Source organism: Pantoea anthophila (assembly GCF_026104315.1).
Lineage (GTDB): Bacteria > Pseudomonadota > Gammaproteobacteria > Enterobacterales > Enterobacteriaceae > Pantoea > Pantoea anthophila.
The window spans coordinates 3126238-3144951 of record NZ_CP110473.1 but is presented as its reverse complement, the minus strand read 5'-3'; the positions used below and the strand labels follow the sequence as shown (position 1 = coordinate 3144951).

Genomic DNA, 18714 nt, shown 5'->3' with positions numbered 1-18714 from the left:
GGACAGGCAAAGATGTTGAGCATAATCTGGAGTTTTGTCGCCTTTATCGTTGCGCTGGGCGTGCTGATTACCGTCCATGAATTTGGCCATTTCTGGGTCGCCCGTCGCTGCGGCGTCAAAGTTGAACGCTTTTCCATCGGTTTCGGTAAATCACTCTGGCGGCGTCGTGACCGCCAGGGCACCGAGTTTGTCATCGCGCTGATTCCCCTTGGCGGCTACGTGAAAATGCTCGACGAGCGTGTCGAGAGCGTGCCCGCCGAACTGCGTCATCAGGCTTTCAACAACAAAGCCGTCTGGCAGCGCGCTTCCATCATTGCGGCGGGTCCTGTCGCTAACTTCCTCTTTGCCATCTTTGCCTACTGGGTTGTGTTTATTCACGGCGTGCCGGGTGTGCGCCCGGTAATCGGTGAAATTTTAAACGGTTCGGTCGCGGCGGAAGCGCAAATTGCACCCGGTATGGAACTTAAGGCGGTTGACGGTATCGAAACGCCTGACTGGGATGCTGTGCGTATGGCGCTGGTGGGTAAAATCGGCGACAGCAGCACAACCCTGACGGTGGCACGATTTGGCGAGGACGCGACCCAGGAGAAACAGCTGGATTTGCGTAACTGGCAGTTTGAGCCAGACAAGCAGGATCCGGTTGTCGCGCTGGGCATCCGGCCACGTGGTCCGCAGATTGAGACCACGCTGGCAGAAGTGCAGGCGAACTCGCCAGCCAGTGAAGCCGGTTTGCAAGCTGGCGACAGGATCGTTAAAGTCGATGGTCAGCCATTATCGCAGTGGCAGACTTTTGTCACGCAGGTCCGGGATAACCCGGGCAAAAGCATGGCGCTTGAGGTGGATCGCGGCGGTGATGCAATTACGCTGACCATGACGCCAGAAGCCAGATCGGGCAGCAAAGGCGAAGGATTTGCGGGTGTTATCCCGCGTATTGTCCCGCTGCCGGAAGAGTACAGAACGGTAAGACAGTATGGCGCGTTTGCGGCTATCGGTGAGGCCAGTGTAAAAACCTGGCAGCTGATGAAGCTTACCGTTTCTATGCTGGGCAAGTTAATCACGGGTGATGTGAAGCTGAACAACCTGAGCGGGCCAATCTCGATTGCGCAGGGTGCAGGGTTGTCAGCAGAGTATGGGTTGATTTACTACCTGATGTTCCTGGCGCTGATCAGCGTCAACCTGGGCATCATCAACCTGTTCCCATTGCCGGTTTTAGATGGTGGGCATCTGCTCTTCCTGGCGATCGAAAAGATCAAAGGTGGACCGGTGTCCGAGCGAGTTCAGGACTTTAGTTATCGCATCGGTTCGATTTTGCTGGTGCTGTTAATGGGGCTTGCACTTTTCAATGATTTCTCCCGTTTGTAACCGCTGGAACGCGAACATTCAGGGGATGTGTTAGGAAAACGCATAATAACGATGGCGATGAAAAAGTTGCTCATAGCGTCGCTGCTGTTTAGCAGCGCCACCGTTTACGGTGCAGACGATTTCGTGGTGAAGGATATTCATTTCGAAGGGCTGCAGCGAGTCGCCGTCGGCGCGGCTCTGCTGAGCATGCCAGTTCGGGTTGGCGATACGGTGAATGACGATGATGTCAGAAACACCATTCGCTCACTGTTCGCGACTGGCAACTTTGAGGATGTTCAGGTCCTGCGAGACGGTACAACGCTGATTGTCCAGGTCAAAGAACGTCCTACCATTGCCAGCATTACCTTCACCGGTAACAAAGCGGTGAAAGAGGATCAGCTGAAACAGAATCTGGAAGCCTCCGGTGTGCGTGTCGGCGAAGCGCTTGACCGCACCACGCTCTCTTCTATCGAAAAGGGCCTGGAGGATTTCTACTACAGCGTCGGTAAATATACGGCCAACGTGAAAGCGGTGGTCACGCCACTGCCGCGTAACCGTGTCGATCTGAAGCTGGTCTTTACGGAGGGTGTCTCTGCCAAAATTCAGCAGATCAACATCGTCGGTAACAAGGCGTTCAGTTCTGATGAACTGATCTCCCGCTTCCAGCTGCGCGATGAAGTGCCATGGTGGAACGTGGTCGGCGACCGTAAATACCAGAAACAGAAACTGGCCGGTGACCTCGAAACCCTGCGCAGCTTCTATCTGGATCGCGGCTATGCCCGCTTTAATATCGATTCGACCCAGGTCAGCCTGACGCCGGATAAAAAAGGCATCTACATCACGGTCAACATCACTGAAGGCGATCAGTACAAAATCGCCGGCGTGATCGTGAATGGCAGCATGGCAGGCCACTCAGCAGAGATTGAACATCTGACCAAAATTCCGGCAGGCGAGCTCTATAACGGCGCCAAAGTCACCAAGATGGAAGATGACATCAAGAAACTGCTGGGCCGCTACGGCTACGCCTATCCGCGCGTCGTGACACAGCCTGAAATCAACGATGCTGATAAGACCGTCAAACTGCACATCAACGTCGATGCCGGTAACCGCTACTACGTGCGTCATGTTCGCTTTGAAGGTAACGACACCTCAAAAGATGCGGTGCTGCGTCGTGAAATGCGTCAGATGGAAGGGGCCTGGCTGGGCAGCGACCTGGTCGAGCAGGGCAAAGAGCGTCTGAACCGCACCGGTTACTTTGAAAACGTCGATGTGGATACCCAGCGCGTGCCGGGTTCACCGGATCAGGTGGATGTGGTCTACAAGGTTAAAGAGCGCAACACCGGGACCTTCAACTTCGGCGTCGGTTATGGCACCGAGAGTGGCGTAAGTTTCCAGGTCGGGGTCACGCAGGATAACTGGCTGGGCACCGGTAATACCGTCGGCATCAGCGGCACCAAAAATGACTACCAGACCTATGCCGAGTTCTCGCTGACTGACCCTTACTTCACCGTGGATGGGGTGAGTCTGGGTGGTCGTCTGTTCTATAACGACTTTAAAGCGGACAATGCCGACCTCTCTGACTATACCAACAAGAGCTATGGTCTGGATGGCACGCTGGGCTTCCCGGTTAACGAAAACAACACCCTGCGTGTCGGTCTGGGCTATGTCCACAACGACCTCTCCAACATGCAGCCGCAGGTGGCGATGTGGCGTTATCTGGATTCAGTCGGCAAGCCGCAGCAGCTGGACGATAAAGGCGAATTCTCTGCTGATGACTTCACCTTCAACTACGGCTGGACCTACAACACGCTGGACCGTGGCTTCTTCCCGACGGCGGGTAACCGCACCAACCTGAACGGTAAGGTGACGATTCCTGGCTCAGACAACAGCTTCTACAAGGCCACGCTGGACACCCAGCAGTATGTGCCGATTAACCAGGATCACACCTGGGTGCTGTTGGGTCGTGGCCGTGTGGGTTACGGCGATGGTCTCGGCGGCAAAGAGATGCCGTTCTATGAGAACTTCTACGCCGGTGGTTCCAGTACCGTTCGTGGCTTCCAGTCCAATACCATTGGTCCGAAGGCTGCCTACTACAATAACAACTCGTCGAATTGCCGCCTGGCCGATCCGGATGGCATCTGTAAGTCTGACGATGCGGTCGGCGGAAACGCCATGGCGATTGCCAGCCTGGAGCTGATCACGCCAACGCCGTTCCTGAGCGAGAAGTATGCCAACTCGGTACGTACCTCGGTGTTTGTCGATACCGGTACCGCATGGGATACCCACTGGGAAAACACGGCCGAAACTCGTGCAGCGGGCATTCCGGACTACAGCGATCCTAACAATATCCGCGTTTCAAGCGGTGTTGCGCTGCAGTGGATGTCACCGCTCGGCCCGCTGGTGTTCTCTTACGCCCAGCCGATAAAGAAAGTGGATGGAGACAAGTCAGAGCAGTTCCAGTTTAACATTGGTAAAACCTGGTAATGATCTGAGCATGGATGCATAGCTGAAGTCTTGCTGCCGGACAGCGCAGGCTGTTCCGGGGCAAACACTGTGTCGCTGACACAAACGTTGATGGTAAGGAGTTTATAGTGAAAAAGTTGTTGTGTGCCGCAGGTCTGGGTCTTGCTTTAGCGGTTTCCGCTGGTGTTCAGGCTGCTGACAAAATTGCAGTGGTAAACGTGTCCAGCATTTTCCAACAGTTACCGCAACGTGCGACTGTTGCTAAACAGCTGGAAAATGAGTTCAAAGGCCGTGCAACTGAGCTGCAGAGCCAGGAACGCGATCTGCAAACCAAAATGCAGCGTTTACAGCGTGACGGCTCTACCATGAAGGCCAGCGAACGCAGCCGCATGGAAAAAGATGTTATGTCTCAGCGTGAAGCTTTCTCTTCAAAAGCCCAGGCCTTTGAGCAGGATAACCGCCGTCGTCAGATGGAAGAGCGTAACAAGCTGCTGAGCCGCATTCAGGACGCCGTGAAGAAAGTCGCTGACAGCGATGGTTACGATGTCGTGATCGACGCGAACGCGGTGGCTTATGCATCAAACGCAAAAGACATTACTGCTGACGTGCTGAAACAGGTTAAATAATTCATGGCATCTATTCGACTGGCTGATTTAGCCCAGCAGTTGGATGCAGAATTGCACGGAGATGGCGATATCGTCATCTCCGGCATTGCTTCTATGCAATCCGCCACAACTGGCCAAATCACATTTCTTGCAAACAGCCGTTACCGCGAGCAACTCGCCCTGATAAAGGCTTCAGCCGTGGTGCTGACGGAAGCGGATCTGGAGTGGTGCAATACGGCAGCGCTGGTGGTGAAAAATCCCTACCTGACCTATGCGCGTATGGCACAGATACTCGATACCACCCCCCAGCCCGCGCAGAATATCGCGCCCAGTGCGGTGATCGACCCTTCAGCCCGACTCGGCAACAACGTCGCGATTGGCGCTAACGCCGTCATCGAAGCGGATGTGGAGCTGGGCGACAACGTGGTGATCGGCGCAGGCTGCTTTGTGGGCAAAAAAACCCGCATCGGTCGTGGCACCCGTCTCTGGGCCAACGTCTCCGTTTATCATGAGATTCAGATCGGCCAGGATTGTCTGATTCAGTCAGGCACCGTCATCGGTTCTGATGGCTTCGGCTATGCCAACGATCGCGGTAACTGGGTGAAAATCCCGCAGTTAGGCGCGGTAATTATCGGCGATCGGGTGGAAATTGGTGCCTGCACTACCATCGATCGCGGTGCGCTGGATAACACTCTGATAGGCAATGGTGTTATCATAGACAACCAGTGCCAGATCGCTCACAACGTAGTTATTGGCGACAATACTGCGGTTGCAGGCGGTGTGATCATGGCGGGTAGTTTGAAAATTGGACGTTACTGTATGATTGGCGGTGCCAGCGTCATTAACGGCCATATGGAAATCTGTGACAAAGTCACCGTGACCGGTATGGGCATGGTCATGCGTCCTATCACAGAGCCTGGCGTCTATTCCTCAGGCATTCCGCTGCAACCCAACAAAACCTGGCGCAAAACTGCAGCGCTGGTGATGAACATCGATGACATGAGCAAACGCTTAAAAGCCATCGAGCGCAAGGTCGGCAAAGACGACTGACCGCCATCCCAAAACTGACCGGCTTTCATAATAAAAATGTTAAGCAGGGAAGCCCGGCGCCACAGAACCTATTTGCGGCCTGCGGAAGATCATTTTGATCTGTGCAGGCCGTGTTATTGATGTCATCAGATTTTTAGGACAGGAAGAGTATTTTGACTACTGAAACTCATACTCTGAAAATTGAAGAGATTTTAGAGCTGCTGCCGCACCGCTATCCGTTTCTGCTGGTAGACCGCGTGCTGGAATTTGAAGAGCACAAATACCTGCGTGCAGTGAAGAACGTTTCTGTTAACGAACCGTTTTTCCAGGGGCATTTCCCTGGTAAACCGATTTTTCCTGGCGTTCTTATCCTGGAAGCGATGGCGCAGGCCACCGGTATTCTGGCGTTTAAAAGCGTAGGTAAACTGGAGCCAGGTGAACTCTATTATTTTGCCGGTATCGACAACGCCCGCTTCAAGCGCCCTGTGGTACCAGGCGACCAGATGATCATGGAAGTCACTTTCGAGAAAACCCGCCGTGGTCTGACCCGCTTCAAAGGCGTGGCGACTGTCGACGGTAAAATCGTTTGTGAAGCGACCATGATGTGTGCCCGCAGCCGGGAGGCATAATTCGTGATTGATCCAACCGCCACTATCCATCCCAGTTCTGTCATCGAAGAGGGCGCGGTTATCGGCGCCCGCGTTCACATTGGCCCGTTTTGCTTTATTGGCGCGAATGTGGAGATCGGTGAAGGAACGGTACTGAAGTCACATGCTGTGGTGAACGGCCACACGCGTATCGGTAAAGATAACCAGATCTATCAGTTCGCCTCTATCGGCGAAGTGAACCAGGATCTGAAATATGCCGGTGAGCCAACACGGGTTGAAATCGGCGATCGCAACCGCATCCGTGAAAGCGTGACGATTCATCGCGGCACCACTCAGGGTGGCCATGTCACCACGGTGGGCAGCGATAATCTGCTGATGGTCAACGTTCATATTGCGCATGACTGCGTCATCGGCAACCGCTGTATCTTCGCCAATAACGCGACCCTGGGTGGTCACGTCACGGTCGATGATTTCGCCATTATTGGCGGCATGACAGCGGTGCATCAGTGGTGCACTATTGGTGCGCATGTGATGGTGGGTGGCTGTTCCGGCGTGGCGCAGGATGTGCCGCCTTACGTTATTGCGCAGGGCAACCATGCCACGCCGTTCGGGATCAACATTGAAGGCCTCAAGCGTCGCGGCTTCAGCAAAGAGTCGTTGCACGCGATCCGTAACGCCTACAAGTTGCTCTATCGCAGCGGCAGAACGCTGGAGGAAGTGAAGCCGGAGATTGAAGCGCTTGCGCAGCAGCATAGCGAAGTGCAGCCTTTCTACGATTTCTTTGCCCGTTCAACCCGTGGATTAATTCGTTAATTCATGTCAGCGCGTCCTCTAACGATTGCCCTGGTCGCCGGAGAAACCTCCGGCGATATTCTTGGTGCAGGTCTGATTCGAGCCCTGAAAGCGCGCCATCCCGACGCGCGTTTTGTCGGCGTAGCCGGTCCGCTGATGCAGGCGGAAGGGTGTGAAGCCTGGTATGAGATGGAAGAGCTGGCGGTCATGGGTATTGTGGAGGTGCTGGGACGTCTGCGCCGTCTGCTGACGATCCGCCGCGATCTCACCCGGCGCTTTACCGAACTCCAGCCCGATGTGTTTGTCGGGATCGATGCGCCTGACTTCAATATTACGCTGGAAGGCAACCTGAAACGCGCCGGTATCCGTACCATTCACTACGTCAGTCCCTCTGTCTGGGCATGGCGTCAGAAGCGCGTCTTCAAGATTGGTCGTAACACCAATCTGGTGCTGGCCTTCCTGCCGTTTGAAAAAGCGTTCTACGATCGCTTTAATGTTCCCTGCCGTTTTATCGGTCACACCATGGCGGATGCGATGCCGCTGCACCCTGACAAACAGGCTGCGCGTCGTCACCTGGGGATTGCCGATGATGCGCTCTGTCTGGCCCTGCTGCCCGGCAGTCGTGGCGCAGAAGTTGACATGCTCAGCGCCGATTTTCTCAAAACGGCCCGGTTACTGCGCCGTCACTATCCGGCGCTGGAAATCGTCGTTCCGCTGGTTAACGCCCGCCGGCGCGAACAGTTTGAGAAGATAAAAGCCGAAACGGCTCCCGACCTTCCTGTACATCTGCTGGATGGTCAGGGACGCGAGGCGATGATCGCGAGCGATGCCGCACTTCTGGCATCGGGCACTGCTGCGCTGGAGTGCATGCTGGCAAAATGCCCGATGGTGGTGGGGTATCGTATGAAACCGGCGACCTTCTGGCTGGCAAAACGGCTGGTGAAGACCCCCTACGTTTCGCTGCCCAACCTGCTGGCAGGGCGGGAACTGGTGAAAGAGTTACTGCAGGATGAGTGTCAGCCCGAAGCCCTGGCCGCGGCGTTAGATCCGCTATTGCATGCCGGGCCTGAGCGCGAAACCCTGCTGCAGACGTTCAATGAATTACATCAACAGATCCGCTGGAACGCCGATGAACAGGCGGCGGATGCGGTACTGGAGCTGGTGAATGCCTGATTTTATCTATCCTGCCGCCACGCTGATTGCCGGTGTGGACGAAGTCGGGCGCGGCCCGCTGGTTGGCGCGGTCGTTACGGCGGCGGTGATCCTCGATCCGGCCAACCCGATTACCGGGCTGGCGGACTCGAAGAAGCTGTCGGAAAAACGCCGGCTGGCCCTGTTTGACGAAATCAAAGAGAAGGCGCTGGCGTGGAGCCTGGGCCGGGCAGAACCGGAAGAGATTGACCAGCTGAATATCCTGCATGCGACTATGCTGGCGATGCAGCGTGCGGTTGCTGGCCTCTGCATTCAGCCTGACTATGTGCTGATCGACGGTAATCGCTGCCCGGCGCTGCCGATGCCGTCGCAGGCGGTAGTCAAAGGGGACAGTCTGGTCGCTGAGATCAGCGCCGCTTCTATCATTGCCAAGGTCTCCCGCGACCGTGAAATGGCTGAACTCGATCTGCTGTTCCCGCAATATGGCTTTGCACAGCACAAAGGCTATCCGACAGCGCTGCACATGGAAAAGCTGACGCAATATGGCGCGACCCCGCACCACCGTCGCAGTTTTGCTCCTGTCCGCAACGCGCTGATCGATGCGGACGTACTGGCCGCCAGCCAGCCCCATACGCTTTAATAGCCTGACGCTGTTTTAACCGGAAACTGATATGGCTGAACCCCGTTTTATACATCTGCGCGTCCACAGTGACTATTCGATGGTTGATGGCCTGGCGAAAACCGGGCCGCTGATCAAAAAGGCGGCTGCGCTCGGCATGCCCGCGATTGCGATCACCGACTTCACTAACCTGTGTGGCCTGGTGAAATTCTACGGCGGGGCGCACGGCGCAGGGATAAAACCGGTTATTGGTGCCGATTTTAAGGTTGCCAGCGAGCTGATGGGGGATGAACTCACGCAGCTGACCGTGCTGGCGGCGAACAATACCGGCTATCAGAACCTGACGCTGCTGATCTCCCGCGCCTATCAGCGTGGCTATGGCGTGGACGGGCCGATTATCGATCGCGACTGGCTGATGGAATTGCAGGAAGGGTTAATCCTGCTGTCAGGCGGACGCCGCGGAGATGTCGGCCGCAGCCTGCTGCGCGGAAACAGCGCGCTGGTTTCACAGTGCCTCTCTTTTTATCAGCAGCATTTCCCTGACAGATACTATCTGGAACTGATCCGCACCGGCCGGCCGGATGAAGAGAGCTACCTGCACGCGGCTGTGGAGCTGGCGATTGCCGAAGGCATTCCGGTGGTCGCGACCAACGAAGTCTGCTTTATCAATGAAGAGGATTTCGACGCGCATGAAATCCGCGTGGCCACCCATGACGGCTATACGCTGGATGACCCCAAGCGTCCGCGCAACTACAGTCCTCAGCAATATATGCGCAGCGAAGCGGAGATGTGCGAGCTCTTCTCGGACATCCCGGAAGCGCTGGAAAACAGCGTAGAGATTGCTAAGCGTTGTAACGTCACGGTCCGGCTGGGCGAATACTTCCTGCCGCAGTTCCCGACCGGTGATATGACCACGGAAGATTATCTGGTCGCGAAATCCCGCGAGGGGCTGGAAGAGCGTCTGGTGTTCCTGTTCCCGGACGAAGCTGAGCGGCTGCAGAAACGCCCGGAATATGATGAGCGTCTGGAGGTTGAACTCAACGTGATCAACCAGATGGGCTTCCCGGGCTACTTCCTGATCGTGATGGAGTTCATCCAGTGGTCCAAGGATAATGGCGTGCCGGTCGGGCCGGGTCGTGGTTCCGGTGCCGGCTCGCTGGTGGCCTATGCGCTGAAAATTACCGATATCGATCCGCTGGAGTTTGACCTCCTGTTCGAACGTTTCCTGAACCCGGAACGTGTCTCAATGCCCGACTTTGACGTCGATTTCTGCATGGAGAAGCGTGACCAGGTGATTGAACACGTCGCGGACATGTACGGGCGCGAAGCGGTTTCACAGATCATCACTTTCGGCACCATGGCGGCGAAAGCGGTTATTCGTGACGTTGGCCGCGTGCTGGGTCATCCCTACGGTTTCGTGGACCGCATTTCCAAACTGATCCCGCCCGATCCCGGCATGACGCTGGAAAAAGCCTTTATTGCTGAACCGCAGCTGCCGGCCATGTATGAGGCGGATGAAGAGGTCAAAGCGCTGATCGACATGGCGCGTAAGCTGGAAGGGGTCACGCGTAACGCCGGTAAACATGCCGGTGGCGTGGTCATCGCGCCAACGAAGATCACCGATTTTGCGCCGCTCTACTGCGATGAGCACGGCCAGTTCCCGGTGACCCAGTTCGATAAAAATGATGTGGAATATGCCGGCCTGGTGAAGTTCGACTTCCTGGGGCTGAGAACGCTGACCATCATCGACTGGGCGCTGAAGATGATTAACCCGCGCCGGGAAAAGCAGGGGCTGGAGCCGATCGACATCGCCTCTATCCCGCTGGATGACAAGAAAAGCTTCGATATGCTGCAGCGCTCGGAAACCACCGCGGTATTCCAGCTTGAATCGCGCGGCATGAAGGATCTGATCAAGCGTCTGAAGCCCGACTGCTTTGAAGATATGATCGCACTGGTGGCGCTGTTCCGTCCGGGGCCGCTTCAGTCCGGCATGGTGGATAACTTCATCGACCGTAAGCATGGTCGTGAAGCGATCTCCTATCCCGATATCCAGTGGCAGCACGAGAGTCTGAAACCGGTGCTGGAGCCGACATACGGCATCATTCTTTATCAGGAACAGGTGATGCAGATCGCCCAGGTTCTCTCCGGTTACACCCTGGGTGGCGCAGATATGCTGCGTCGCGCCATGGGGAAAAAGAAACCGGAAGAGATGGCCAAGCAGCGTTCCGTTTTCCGTGACGGTGCTGAAAGCATGGGCATCGACGGCGAACTGTCGATGAAGATCTTCGATCTGGTAGAAAAATTTGCAGGCTATGGCTTTAACAAGTCACACTCTGCGGCTTACGCACTGGTCTCTTACCAGACGCTATGGCTGAAAGCGCACTATCCGGCAGAGTTTATGGCCGCGGTAATGACCGCCGATATGGATAACACCGAGAAGGTGGTAGGCCTGGTCGATGAGTGCTGGCGGATGGGACTGAAGGTGCTGCCGCCCGATATCAACTCCGGCCTCTATCCCTTCCATGTGAATGACGCAGGTGAAATTGTTTACGGTATCGGTGCGATAAAAGGGGTCGGTGAAGGCCCGATCGAAGCGATCATTGACGCCCGAAACGAAGGCGGTTACTTCCGCGAGCTGTTTGATCTCTGCGCCCGAACCGACACCAAAAAGATCAACCGTCGGGTGATGGAAAAACTGATCATGTCCGGGGCCTTCGATCGCCTGGGGCCGCATCGCGCCGCGCTGATGAGTGCGCTCGGTGACGCGTTAAAAGCGGCCGATCAGCACGCGAAGGCGGAGGCGATTGGCCAGGCAGATATGTTTGGCGTGCTGGCGGACGAGCCGGAGCAGGTGGAGAAATCGTACGCCAGCGTCACGCGATGGCCGGAGCAGGTGCAGCTGGATGGCGAACGGGAAACCCTGGGGCTCTACCTGACCGGGCACCCGATTAATCAGTATCTGAAAGAAATTGAGCGTTACGTTGGCGGGGTGCGGCTGAAAGATATGCATCCAACCGACCGGGGGAAAATTACCGTGGCGGCCGGTCTGGTGATCGCTGCACGGGTAATGGTCACCAAACGCGGCAACCGAATTGGTATCTGTACTCTGGACGATCGTTCTGGTCGTCTTGAGGTGATGTTATTTACCGATGCGTTAGATAAATACCAGCAGCTGCTGGAGAAAGACCGAATCCTGATCGTCAGTGGACAGGTCAGCTTTGATGACTTCAGTGGTGGCCTTAAAATGACCGCTCGTGAAGTTATGGACATCGACGAAGCTCGCGAAAAATACGCGCGCGGACTTGCTATCTCGCTGACGGACAGGCAAATTGATGACCAGCTATTAAACCGACTCCGTCAGTCCCTGGAACCTCATCGATCAGGGACGATTCCGGTGCATCTCTACTATCAGAGAGCCGACGCGCGAGCGAAGCTGCGCTTTGGGGCAGCGTGGCGAATTTCGCCCAGCGATCGTTTACTTAACGATCTGCGCTCGTTGATTGGATCGGAGCAGGTGGAACTGGAGTTTGACTAGAACAGGAACATTATGAGTCTTAATTACCTGGATTTTGAACAGCCAATTGCAGAACTCGAAGCGAAGATTGATTCGCTGACTTCAATTGGTCGTCAGGATGATAAACACGTTAATCTGGATGAAGAAGTTCAGCGCCTGCGCGAGAAGAGCGTTGAGCTGACCCGTAAAATCTTCGCCGATTTAGGCGCATGGCAGATCGCTCAACTGGCGCGCCATCCTTTGCGTCCTTATACCTTTGACTACGTCCGCAACGCGTTCGACGATTTCGATGAGCTGGCGGGCGACCGTGCTTATGCGGATGACAAAGCGATTGTTGGCGGTATTGCGCGTCTGGATGGACGTCCGGTGATGATCATCGGGCACCAGAAAGGCCGTGAAACCAAAGAGAAAATTCGCCGTAACTTCGGCATGCCAGCACCGGAAGGCTATCGCAAAGCGCTGCGCCTGATGGAGATGGCTGAGCGCTTCAAAATGCCTGTCATCACCTTCATCGACACCCCGGGTGCTTATCCGGGCGTGGGCGCGGAAGAGCGCGGGCAGTCTGAAGCGATTGCGCGTAACCTGCGTGAAATGTCTGGCCTGAAAGTACCGGTCATCTGTACGGTCATCGGTGAAGGCGGTTCAGGTGGTGCACTGGCCATCGGCGTGGGCGATAAAGTGAATATGCTGCAGTACAGCACCTATTCCGTTATCTCGCCGGAAGGCTGTGCCTCTATTCTGTGGAAAAGTGCAGATAAAGCGCCGCTGGCTGCGGAAGCGATGGGCATTACCGCTCACCGTCTGAAAGAGCTGAAGCTGATTGACTCCGTAATCCCGGAGCCGCTGGGTGGCGCGCATCGCCGTCCGGTCGATATGGCGCAGTCTCTGAAGCAGCAGCTGCTGGCCGATCTGGCCGAACTCGATGGGTTAAGCACTGAAGAGCTGCTGGATCGTCGTTATCAGCGCCTGATGAGCTACGGCTACGCCTGATAAGTGCACTTCCATAAAAGCGGACTCCGGTCCGCTTTTTTTATGTCTGCACTTTCCCTCCCCATGCTCACTCGCCGCTTTCAGTTTCCTCCTGGCACCGCCTCGCTACACCTTATGGGGGTTAGCGGTTATGCTTGACCGGTTCCACCACAATCAGGGAGACAGGCATTGAATATTCTGGCGATCATGGGCGCGCACGGCGTGTTTTACAAAGATGAACCGTTACGCGAACTCGACGCGGCGTTAAATCTGCAGGGCTTCCAGCTGCTTTACCCGAAAAACAGTGACGATCTGCTGAAACTGATCGAACACAACCCGCGTATCAGCGGCGTTATCTTCGACTGGGATGCGCACAACAGCCCCGAACTGTGCGGAGAGATTAATCAGCTAAACGAATACCTGCCTCTGTATGCCTTTATCAATACCCACTCGCAGATGGATATCAGCATCAATGAGATGCGTATGCCGCTGCACTTTTTTGAGTATGCGCTGAATGCCGCCGAGGATATCGCGCTGCACATCCGGCAATATACGGATGACTATCTTGACCACATCACGCCGCCGCTGACCAAAGCGCTGTTCACCTATGTGAAAGAGGGCAAGTACACCTTCTGCACGCCGGGCCACATGGCGGGCACCGCGTTTCAGAAGAGCCCGGTCGGCTGTCTGTTCTACGATTTCTTCGGGGCCAACACCCTGAAATCAGACATCTCGATTTCGGTGACCGAGCTGGGTTCGCTGCTTGACCATACCGGGCCGCACCTGGAAGCGGAAGAGTATATCGCGCGCACCTTCGGCGCTGAGCAGAGTTACATGGTGACCAACGGCACCTCGACCTCGAATAAAATTGTCGGGATGTATGCCGCTCCGGCGGGCAGCACCGTGCTGATCGATCGCAACTGCCACAAATCGCTGACCCATCTGCTGATGATGAGCGATCTGATCCCGATCTGGCTGAAGCCGACCCGCAATGCGCTGGGGATCCTCGGCGGCATCCCGAAGCAGGAGTTCTCCCGCGACGCGATAGCGCATAAAGTGGCATCGACTGACAGAGCCACCTGGCCGGTGCATGCGGTCATTACTAACTCCACCTATGACGGGCTGCTCTACAACACCCAGTACATCAAAGAGACGCTGGCTGTGCCGTCGATTCATTTCGACTCCGCCTGGGTGCCTTACACCAATTTCCACCCGATTTACGCGGGCAAAAGTGGCATGAGCGGAGACCGCATTCCGGGCAAGGTAGTCTATGAAACGCAGTCGACCCATAAACTGCTGGCGGCGTTCTCTCAGGCATCCATGATCCACATTAAAGGCGACTACGACGAGCAGACGTTTAACGAAGCCTACATGATGCACACCACCACCTCGCCTAACTACGCTATCGTCTCCTCTATTGAAACCGCTGCCGCCATGCTGCGCGGCAATCCGGGTAAGCGTTTGATCAATCGCTCGGTCGAACGCGCGCTTCATTTCCGCCGTGAGATCCAGCGGCTGCGTGAAGAGTCTGACAGCTGGTTCTTTGACATCTGGCAGCCGGAACAGGTTGACGAAGCGCAGTGCTGGCCGATCCAGCCGGGCGACGAAGCGTGGCATGGATTCACGCAGGCCGATCGCGATCACATGTATCTCGATCCGATCAAGGTGACAATCCTGACGCCGGGCATGAGCGAGCTGGGGGAGATGGCGGAAGAGGGGATCCCGGCGGCGCTGGTGGCGAAGTTTCTGGATGAGCGCGGCATCGTGGTGGAGAAAACCGGCCCCTATAATTTGCTGTTCCTGTTCAGTATCGGCATCGATAAAACCAAGGCGATGAGCGTGCTGCGCGGGCTGACCGAATTTAAACGCGCCTACGATCTGAATCTGCGGGTGAAAAACATGCTGCCGGATCTCTACGCAGAGGATCCCGACTTCTATCGCAATATGCGCATTCAGACCCTGGCACAGGGGATCCATCAGCTGATCCGCCATCACGATCTGCCGCGTCTGATGCTGCAGGCATTCGACGTGCTGCCTGAAATGAAGATGACACCGCATCAGGCGTTTCAGCAGCAGGTGAAGGGCAACATCGAAACGGTGGATATCAGTGAGCTGGTCGGTCGGGTTTCGGCCAACATGATCCTGCCCTATCCGCCGGGCGTTCCCCTGGTGATGCCGGGAGAGATGATCACAGAGAAGAGTCGCGCGGTGCTCGATTTCCTGCTGATGCTGTGCAGCATTGGCCGGCACTATCCGGGGTTTGAAACCGACATTCACGGTGCCAGCCTGACGGAAGAGGGTGAATACCGTGTGCGCGTGCTGAAAAACGACCCGGCCTAAGCTTTTAAATCTTACCAGCGGCGGGATGCCTGACTCAGGTATCCTGCCCGAATCAGGATATTCAACATGTTGCAGTTAAACGCTATTCACCACATCGCCATCATCGCCTCTGACTATCCGCGCAGCAAAGCCTTCTATTGCGATGTGCTGGGCTTTCGACTGATGGGCGAAGTTTACCGCGAAGCGCGCGACTCCTGGAAAGGCGATCTCGCGTTAGGGGATCGCTATACCATTGAGCTTTTCTCTTTTCCCGAACCCCCTGCACGGGTCAGTCATCCCGAGGCGTGCGGCCTGCGCCATCTGGCCTTTACCGTGCCGGATGTGGCCGCAGCGGTGGCGACGCTGGCTGAGAAAGGTGTGATCTGCGAGCCGATTCGGATTGATGAACTCACCGGTAAAGCCTGTACTTTCTTTGCCGACCCGGATGGTTTGCCGCTGGAGCTCTATCAGGCGTAAACTAGCGCGCTCGGCGGGCGACATTCAGTGGCCCGATATTCTGGATTCTGCGATGTCTTTGCCCGCTTTTGACTCACTGCTGCAACCGGACGCTGCCCTGGTGGTCGCGTTCAGCGGCGGACTTGACTCCACCGTGCTGCTGCATCAGCTTCGCGACTGGCAGCAGCAGCATCCTCAGGCGCGCCTGCGGGCGCTGCATGTTCACCACGGACTCAGCCCGAATGCTGACCGCTGGGCGGCCCACTGCCAGGCGATATGCGAACAGTGGCAGCTGACGTGTGACGTGCTGCACGTCACCGTTGACGGCAGTGAAAAGGGCATTGAAGCGGCGGCACGCACCGCCCGTTATCAGGCGCTGGGCGCGGCGCTGCAGCCGGACGAACAACTACTGACGGCGCAGCATCTCGATGATCAGTGTGAAACCTTTATGCTGGCGCTGAAGCGCGGCAGCGGTCCGGCTGGGCTGGCGGCCATGCCCGCAGTGCGCAGGCTGGGTTCCCATCGGCTGTTACGTCCTCTGCTTAATCAGTCGCGACAGTCGCTTGAAGCCTATGCTCATGCCCATCAGCTGGTGTGGATCGAAGACGAGAGTAATCAGGATCTGCGCTACGACCGTAACTTTCTGCGTCAGCGGCTGCTGCCTGAACTCTCTCAGCGCTGGCCTCACTTTGCCGAGGCGACCGCCCGAAGCGCAGCCCTGTGCAGTGAGCAGGAGCAGCTGCTGGATGAACTTCTTGCCGGAGAGCTGGCTGAGCGCGTCCAGCCGGATGGCAGTCTGCACTTTCCGCCGCTGATGACGATGAGTGAGCCGCGCGCTAACGCCTTACTGCGTCGCTGGATCGCCGGACAGGGCGGAGCGATGCCCTCCCGCGACGCGCTGCAGCGCATCCGCAATGAGGTGATGGCGAGTCGTGAGGATGCGCAGCCTCGTCTGCGATTCGGTCAGGCGGAACTGCGGCGATACCGGCAGCAGCTCTACTGGCTGCCGGTGCGCAGTTCGCTACGCGACACGGTGCTGGCGTGGCCCGATCGCTGCCAGCCGCTGACGCTGCCGCAAAGCCTCGGCACGCTGCGTGCCAGCCAGACGCAGAGCCTGTTGCGCCATCCGCAGCCCGACGAGCAGGTCAGCGTGCGATTTCACGCGCAGGGCCAGGTGCATCTGGTGGGGCGGGAAGGGGGACGGGAGATGAAGAAGCTCTGGCAGGCACTGCATATTCCTCCATGGCAGCGCGAGCGGCTGCCGCTAATTTTTTATAATCAGACGCTGGTCTGTGTTCCGGATCTTTTTATCACCCGGGAGGGTGCGGCATGCGATGAGCAGGGCTGGCAGATTGTCTGGGACAGGGCCGCCTGCACAGGAGCTGAACAATGAAAACGTGGCTGATCGGCGCCCTGATGGCCGCTGTATTACCGGCCTGGGCCGCCGGCGATGCGCAGCGTGGCGCAGAGAAAGCGGGCAGCTGTATGGCTTGTCATGGCGCGGAAGGCAAGGCGACCGTGCCGCTTTATCCCAGTCTGGCCGGGCAGCACGCCCCGTATCTTGAACATGCGCTGCAGGCTTATAAAAAGGGCGAGCGCAGCGGGGGTCAGGCTGAGGTCATGAAGGCGTTTGTTGCGGGATTAAGTGATGACGATATGGCGGATCTGGCGGCGTATTACAGTTCGCTGCAGCCCTGAGTGTGACAGGGGCGGGGATGTCCCGCCCGGAAGGAGTGAATTACTCTGCGCTGACAACCACCGTGCCCAGCTCGGGATGGGTAAAGCTGGCGATGTGGTCGAGACGTAACTCGCGATGTTCACCGGAGAGATCGATAGCCAGATATTCCACGTTCTTACGTGAAAAAATCTCTTTCGCCTTTGCCTTCAGCTGCTCGCCATCTTTCATGTCCAGTGACAGCATCCAGTTTTTCTGACAGGCGAGTTCCAGGTTATCGTAATCATCGCAATTGATGGGGTGGTACGCTTCATTAATCAACATAGTCGCTCACCAATAAGTTAGCAGCGGCGTAGGCCGCCTGTTCCCTGACAGAAGAGTTTAGCTCACTATTTGCGGCAATATCATCAAGTGCCTTCAATGCGCAGCCAATCGCATCCGGTATGTAACCTAAATCTCCGCTACCGATTTCGGCATATTTGCGGCGAACTAACTCACAATAATTTTGCACATGATCCTCCTCGGCAGAGCGTAGATACTCTGATTAACTGGCGACTATACCATAGCCATTTACAGGAAATCAGCCTGTGTAAAGCAGGAACAGCACGTAAAACACTGCTAAAGTGACAGATTCCGCTGGCTGCCGCGCAACGCGGGATCGCACAAAAGGTTAAGTTGATGAACAGGTTATCAGAGGTAAAGGTCATGAAGCAGGGGAGAGGAGAGCGATGATTATGCTGTCCCGTTCGGTTGAGATCCCGAACAGTGAGATTGAGCTGACGGCGATACGCGCTCAGGGAGCGGGTGGGCAACATGTCAATAAAGCCAGCACGGCTATCCATCTGCGTTTTGACATTGCCGCCTCTTCACTGCCTGCCTTCTATAAAGAGCGACTGCTTACCGCCAGCCATCATCTGATCACTGCTGAAGGCGTCGTGGTGATCAAGGCGCAGGAGTACCGCAGTCAGGAGATGAATCGCGAAGCCGCGCTGCAACGGCTGCTCAATCTGATCCGCGAACTGAGCACGGTCGAAAAAGTGCGTCGCGCCACGCGGCCGACCCGCGCGTCAAAAGAGCGACGACTGGAAGGAAAAGCGCGCCGCAGCAGTACCAAAGCGATGCGCGGCAGAGTGCAATAAAAAACGCCCCGCAGGCGGGGCGTTTGAGTGCTT

The 18714-nt window shown here is 56.4% G+C and carries 17 protein-coding genes; 15 read left to right on the top strand and 2 right to left on the bottom strand.

Going from position 1 to position 18714, the window contains the following annotated elements:
- Positions 1 to 12: 12 nt before the first annotated feature.
- From rseP to OJ965_RS17230, 14 genes are all read left to right on the top strand, one after another.
- Entirely contained in the window at positions 13 to 1362 is a 1350-nt protein-coding gene (gene rseP / locus OJ965_RS17295; RefSeq protein ID WP_009091986.1) for a sigma E protease regulator RseP, read from the top strand.
- 51 nt (positions 1363 to 1413) lie between these two features.
- Positions 1414 to 3825, top strand: a complete 2412-nt coding sequence (gene bamA / locus OJ965_RS17290) for an outer membrane protein assembly factor BamA (protein WP_009091984.1) — start codon at positions 1414 to 1416, stop codon at positions 3823 to 3825.
- A 107-nt stretch (positions 3826 to 3932) separates the two neighbouring features.
- Positions 3933 to 4430, top strand: a complete 498-nt coding sequence (gene skp, locus OJ965_RS17285) for a molecular chaperone Skp (RefSeq protein ID WP_003852644.1) — start codon at positions 3933 to 3935, stop codon at positions 4428 to 4430.
- A 3-nt stretch (positions 4431 to 4433) separates the two neighbouring features.
- A complete protein-coding gene (gene lpxD, locus OJ965_RS17280) occupies positions 4434 to 5459 on the top strand; it encodes a UDP-3-O-(3-hydroxymyristoyl)glucosamine N-acyltransferase (protein WP_058958057.1) in 1026 nt (341 codons plus the stop codon).
- A gap of 152 nt (positions 5460 to 5611) precedes the next feature.
- Positions 5612 to 6067 carry a 3-hydroxyacyl-ACP dehydratase FabZ gene (gene fabZ, locus OJ965_RS17275; protein WP_009091980.1) on the top strand — a complete coding sequence of 152 codons (456 nt, stop codon included), beginning with the start codon at positions 5612 to 5614 and terminating at the stop codon, positions 6065 to 6067.
- Between the two features lie 3 nt (positions 6068 to 6070).
- Complete coding sequence (gene lpxA / locus OJ965_RS17270) at positions 6071 to 6859, top strand: acyl-ACP--UDP-N-acetylglucosamine O-acyltransferase (protein WP_265137194.1); 789 nt, start codon at positions 6071 to 6073, stop codon at positions 6857 to 6859.
- A gap of 3 nt (positions 6860 to 6862) precedes the next feature.
- The gene (gene lpxB / locus OJ965_RS17265) at positions 6863 to 8011 is read left to right on the top strand and encodes a lipid-A-disaccharide synthase (RefSeq protein WP_046101262.1); all 1149 of its coding nucleotides are present in this window, start codon (positions 6863 to 6865) and stop codon (positions 8009 to 8011) included.
- On the top strand, positions 8004 to 8630 hold the full coding sequence (rnhB, locus tag OJ965_RS17260; protein WP_046101263.1) for a ribonuclease HII: 627 nt from the start codon (positions 8004 to 8006) through the stop codon (positions 8628 to 8630). The genes lpxB and rnhB overlap by 8 nt, the downstream gene beginning before the upstream one ends.
- 31 nt (positions 8631 to 8661) lie before the next feature.
- Positions 8662 to 12144, top strand: a complete 3483-nt coding sequence (dnaE, locus tag OJ965_RS17255) for a DNA polymerase III subunit alpha (RefSeq protein ID WP_265137193.1) — start codon at positions 8662 to 8664, stop codon at positions 12142 to 12144.
- A gap of 12 nt (positions 12145 to 12156) precedes the next feature.
- Entirely contained in the window at positions 12157 to 13113 is a 957-nt protein-coding gene (gene accA, locus OJ965_RS17250) for an acetyl-CoA carboxylase carboxyl transferase subunit alpha (protein ID WP_009091971.1), read from the top strand.
- 168 nt (positions 13114 to 13281) lie between these two features.
- The gene (locus OJ965_RS17245) at positions 13282 to 15432 is read left to right on the top strand and encodes a lysine decarboxylase LdcC (RefSeq protein ID WP_154928384.1); all 2151 of its coding nucleotides are present in this window, start codon (positions 13282 to 13284) and stop codon (positions 15430 to 15432) included.
- Positions 15433 to 15498: 66 nt separating this feature from the next.
- Positions 15499 to 15888, top strand: coding sequence for a VOC family protein (locus OJ965_RS17240; RefSeq protein ID WP_009091968.1), 390 nt, complete (start codon positions 15499 to 15501; stop codon positions 15886 to 15888).
- A gap of 52 nt (positions 15889 to 15940) precedes the next feature.
- Entirely contained in the window at positions 15941 to 17260 is a 1320-nt protein-coding gene (tilS, locus tag OJ965_RS17235) for a tRNA lysidine(34) synthetase TilS (protein WP_154928380.1), read from the top strand.
- Positions 17257 to 17565, top strand: coding sequence for a c-type cytochrome (locus OJ965_RS17230; protein ID WP_046101267.1), 309 nt, complete (start codon positions 17257 to 17259; stop codon positions 17563 to 17565). The genes tilS and OJ965_RS17230 overlap by 4 nt, the downstream gene beginning before the upstream one ends.
- Before the next feature lie 40 nt (positions 17566 to 17605).
- Here OJ965_RS17230 and rof read toward each other — a convergent pair whose 3' ends face one another.
- Together rof and OJ965_RS17220 are read right to left on the bottom strand one after the other, a co-directional pair.
- On the bottom strand, positions 17606 to 17866 hold the full coding sequence (rof, locus tag OJ965_RS17225; protein WP_009091965.1) for a Rho-binding antiterminator: 261 nt from the start codon (positions 17864 to 17866) through the stop codon (positions 17606 to 17608).
- The gene (locus tag OJ965_RS17220) at positions 17856 to 18053 is read right to left on the bottom strand and encodes a YaeP family protein (RefSeq protein ID WP_009091964.1); all 198 of its coding nucleotides are present in this window, start codon (positions 18051 to 18053) and stop codon (positions 17856 to 17858) included. The genes rof and OJ965_RS17220 overlap by 11 nt, the downstream gene beginning before the upstream one ends.
- 217 nt (positions 18054 to 18270) lie before the next feature.
- Between OJ965_RS17220 and arfB the strand changes: the two genes are divergently transcribed.
- Entirely contained in the window at positions 18271 to 18681 is a 411-nt protein-coding gene (gene arfB, locus OJ965_RS17215) for an alternative ribosome rescue aminoacyl-tRNA hydrolase ArfB (RefSeq protein ID WP_046101269.1), read from the top strand.
- Positions 18682 to 18714: the final 33 nt, after the last annotated feature.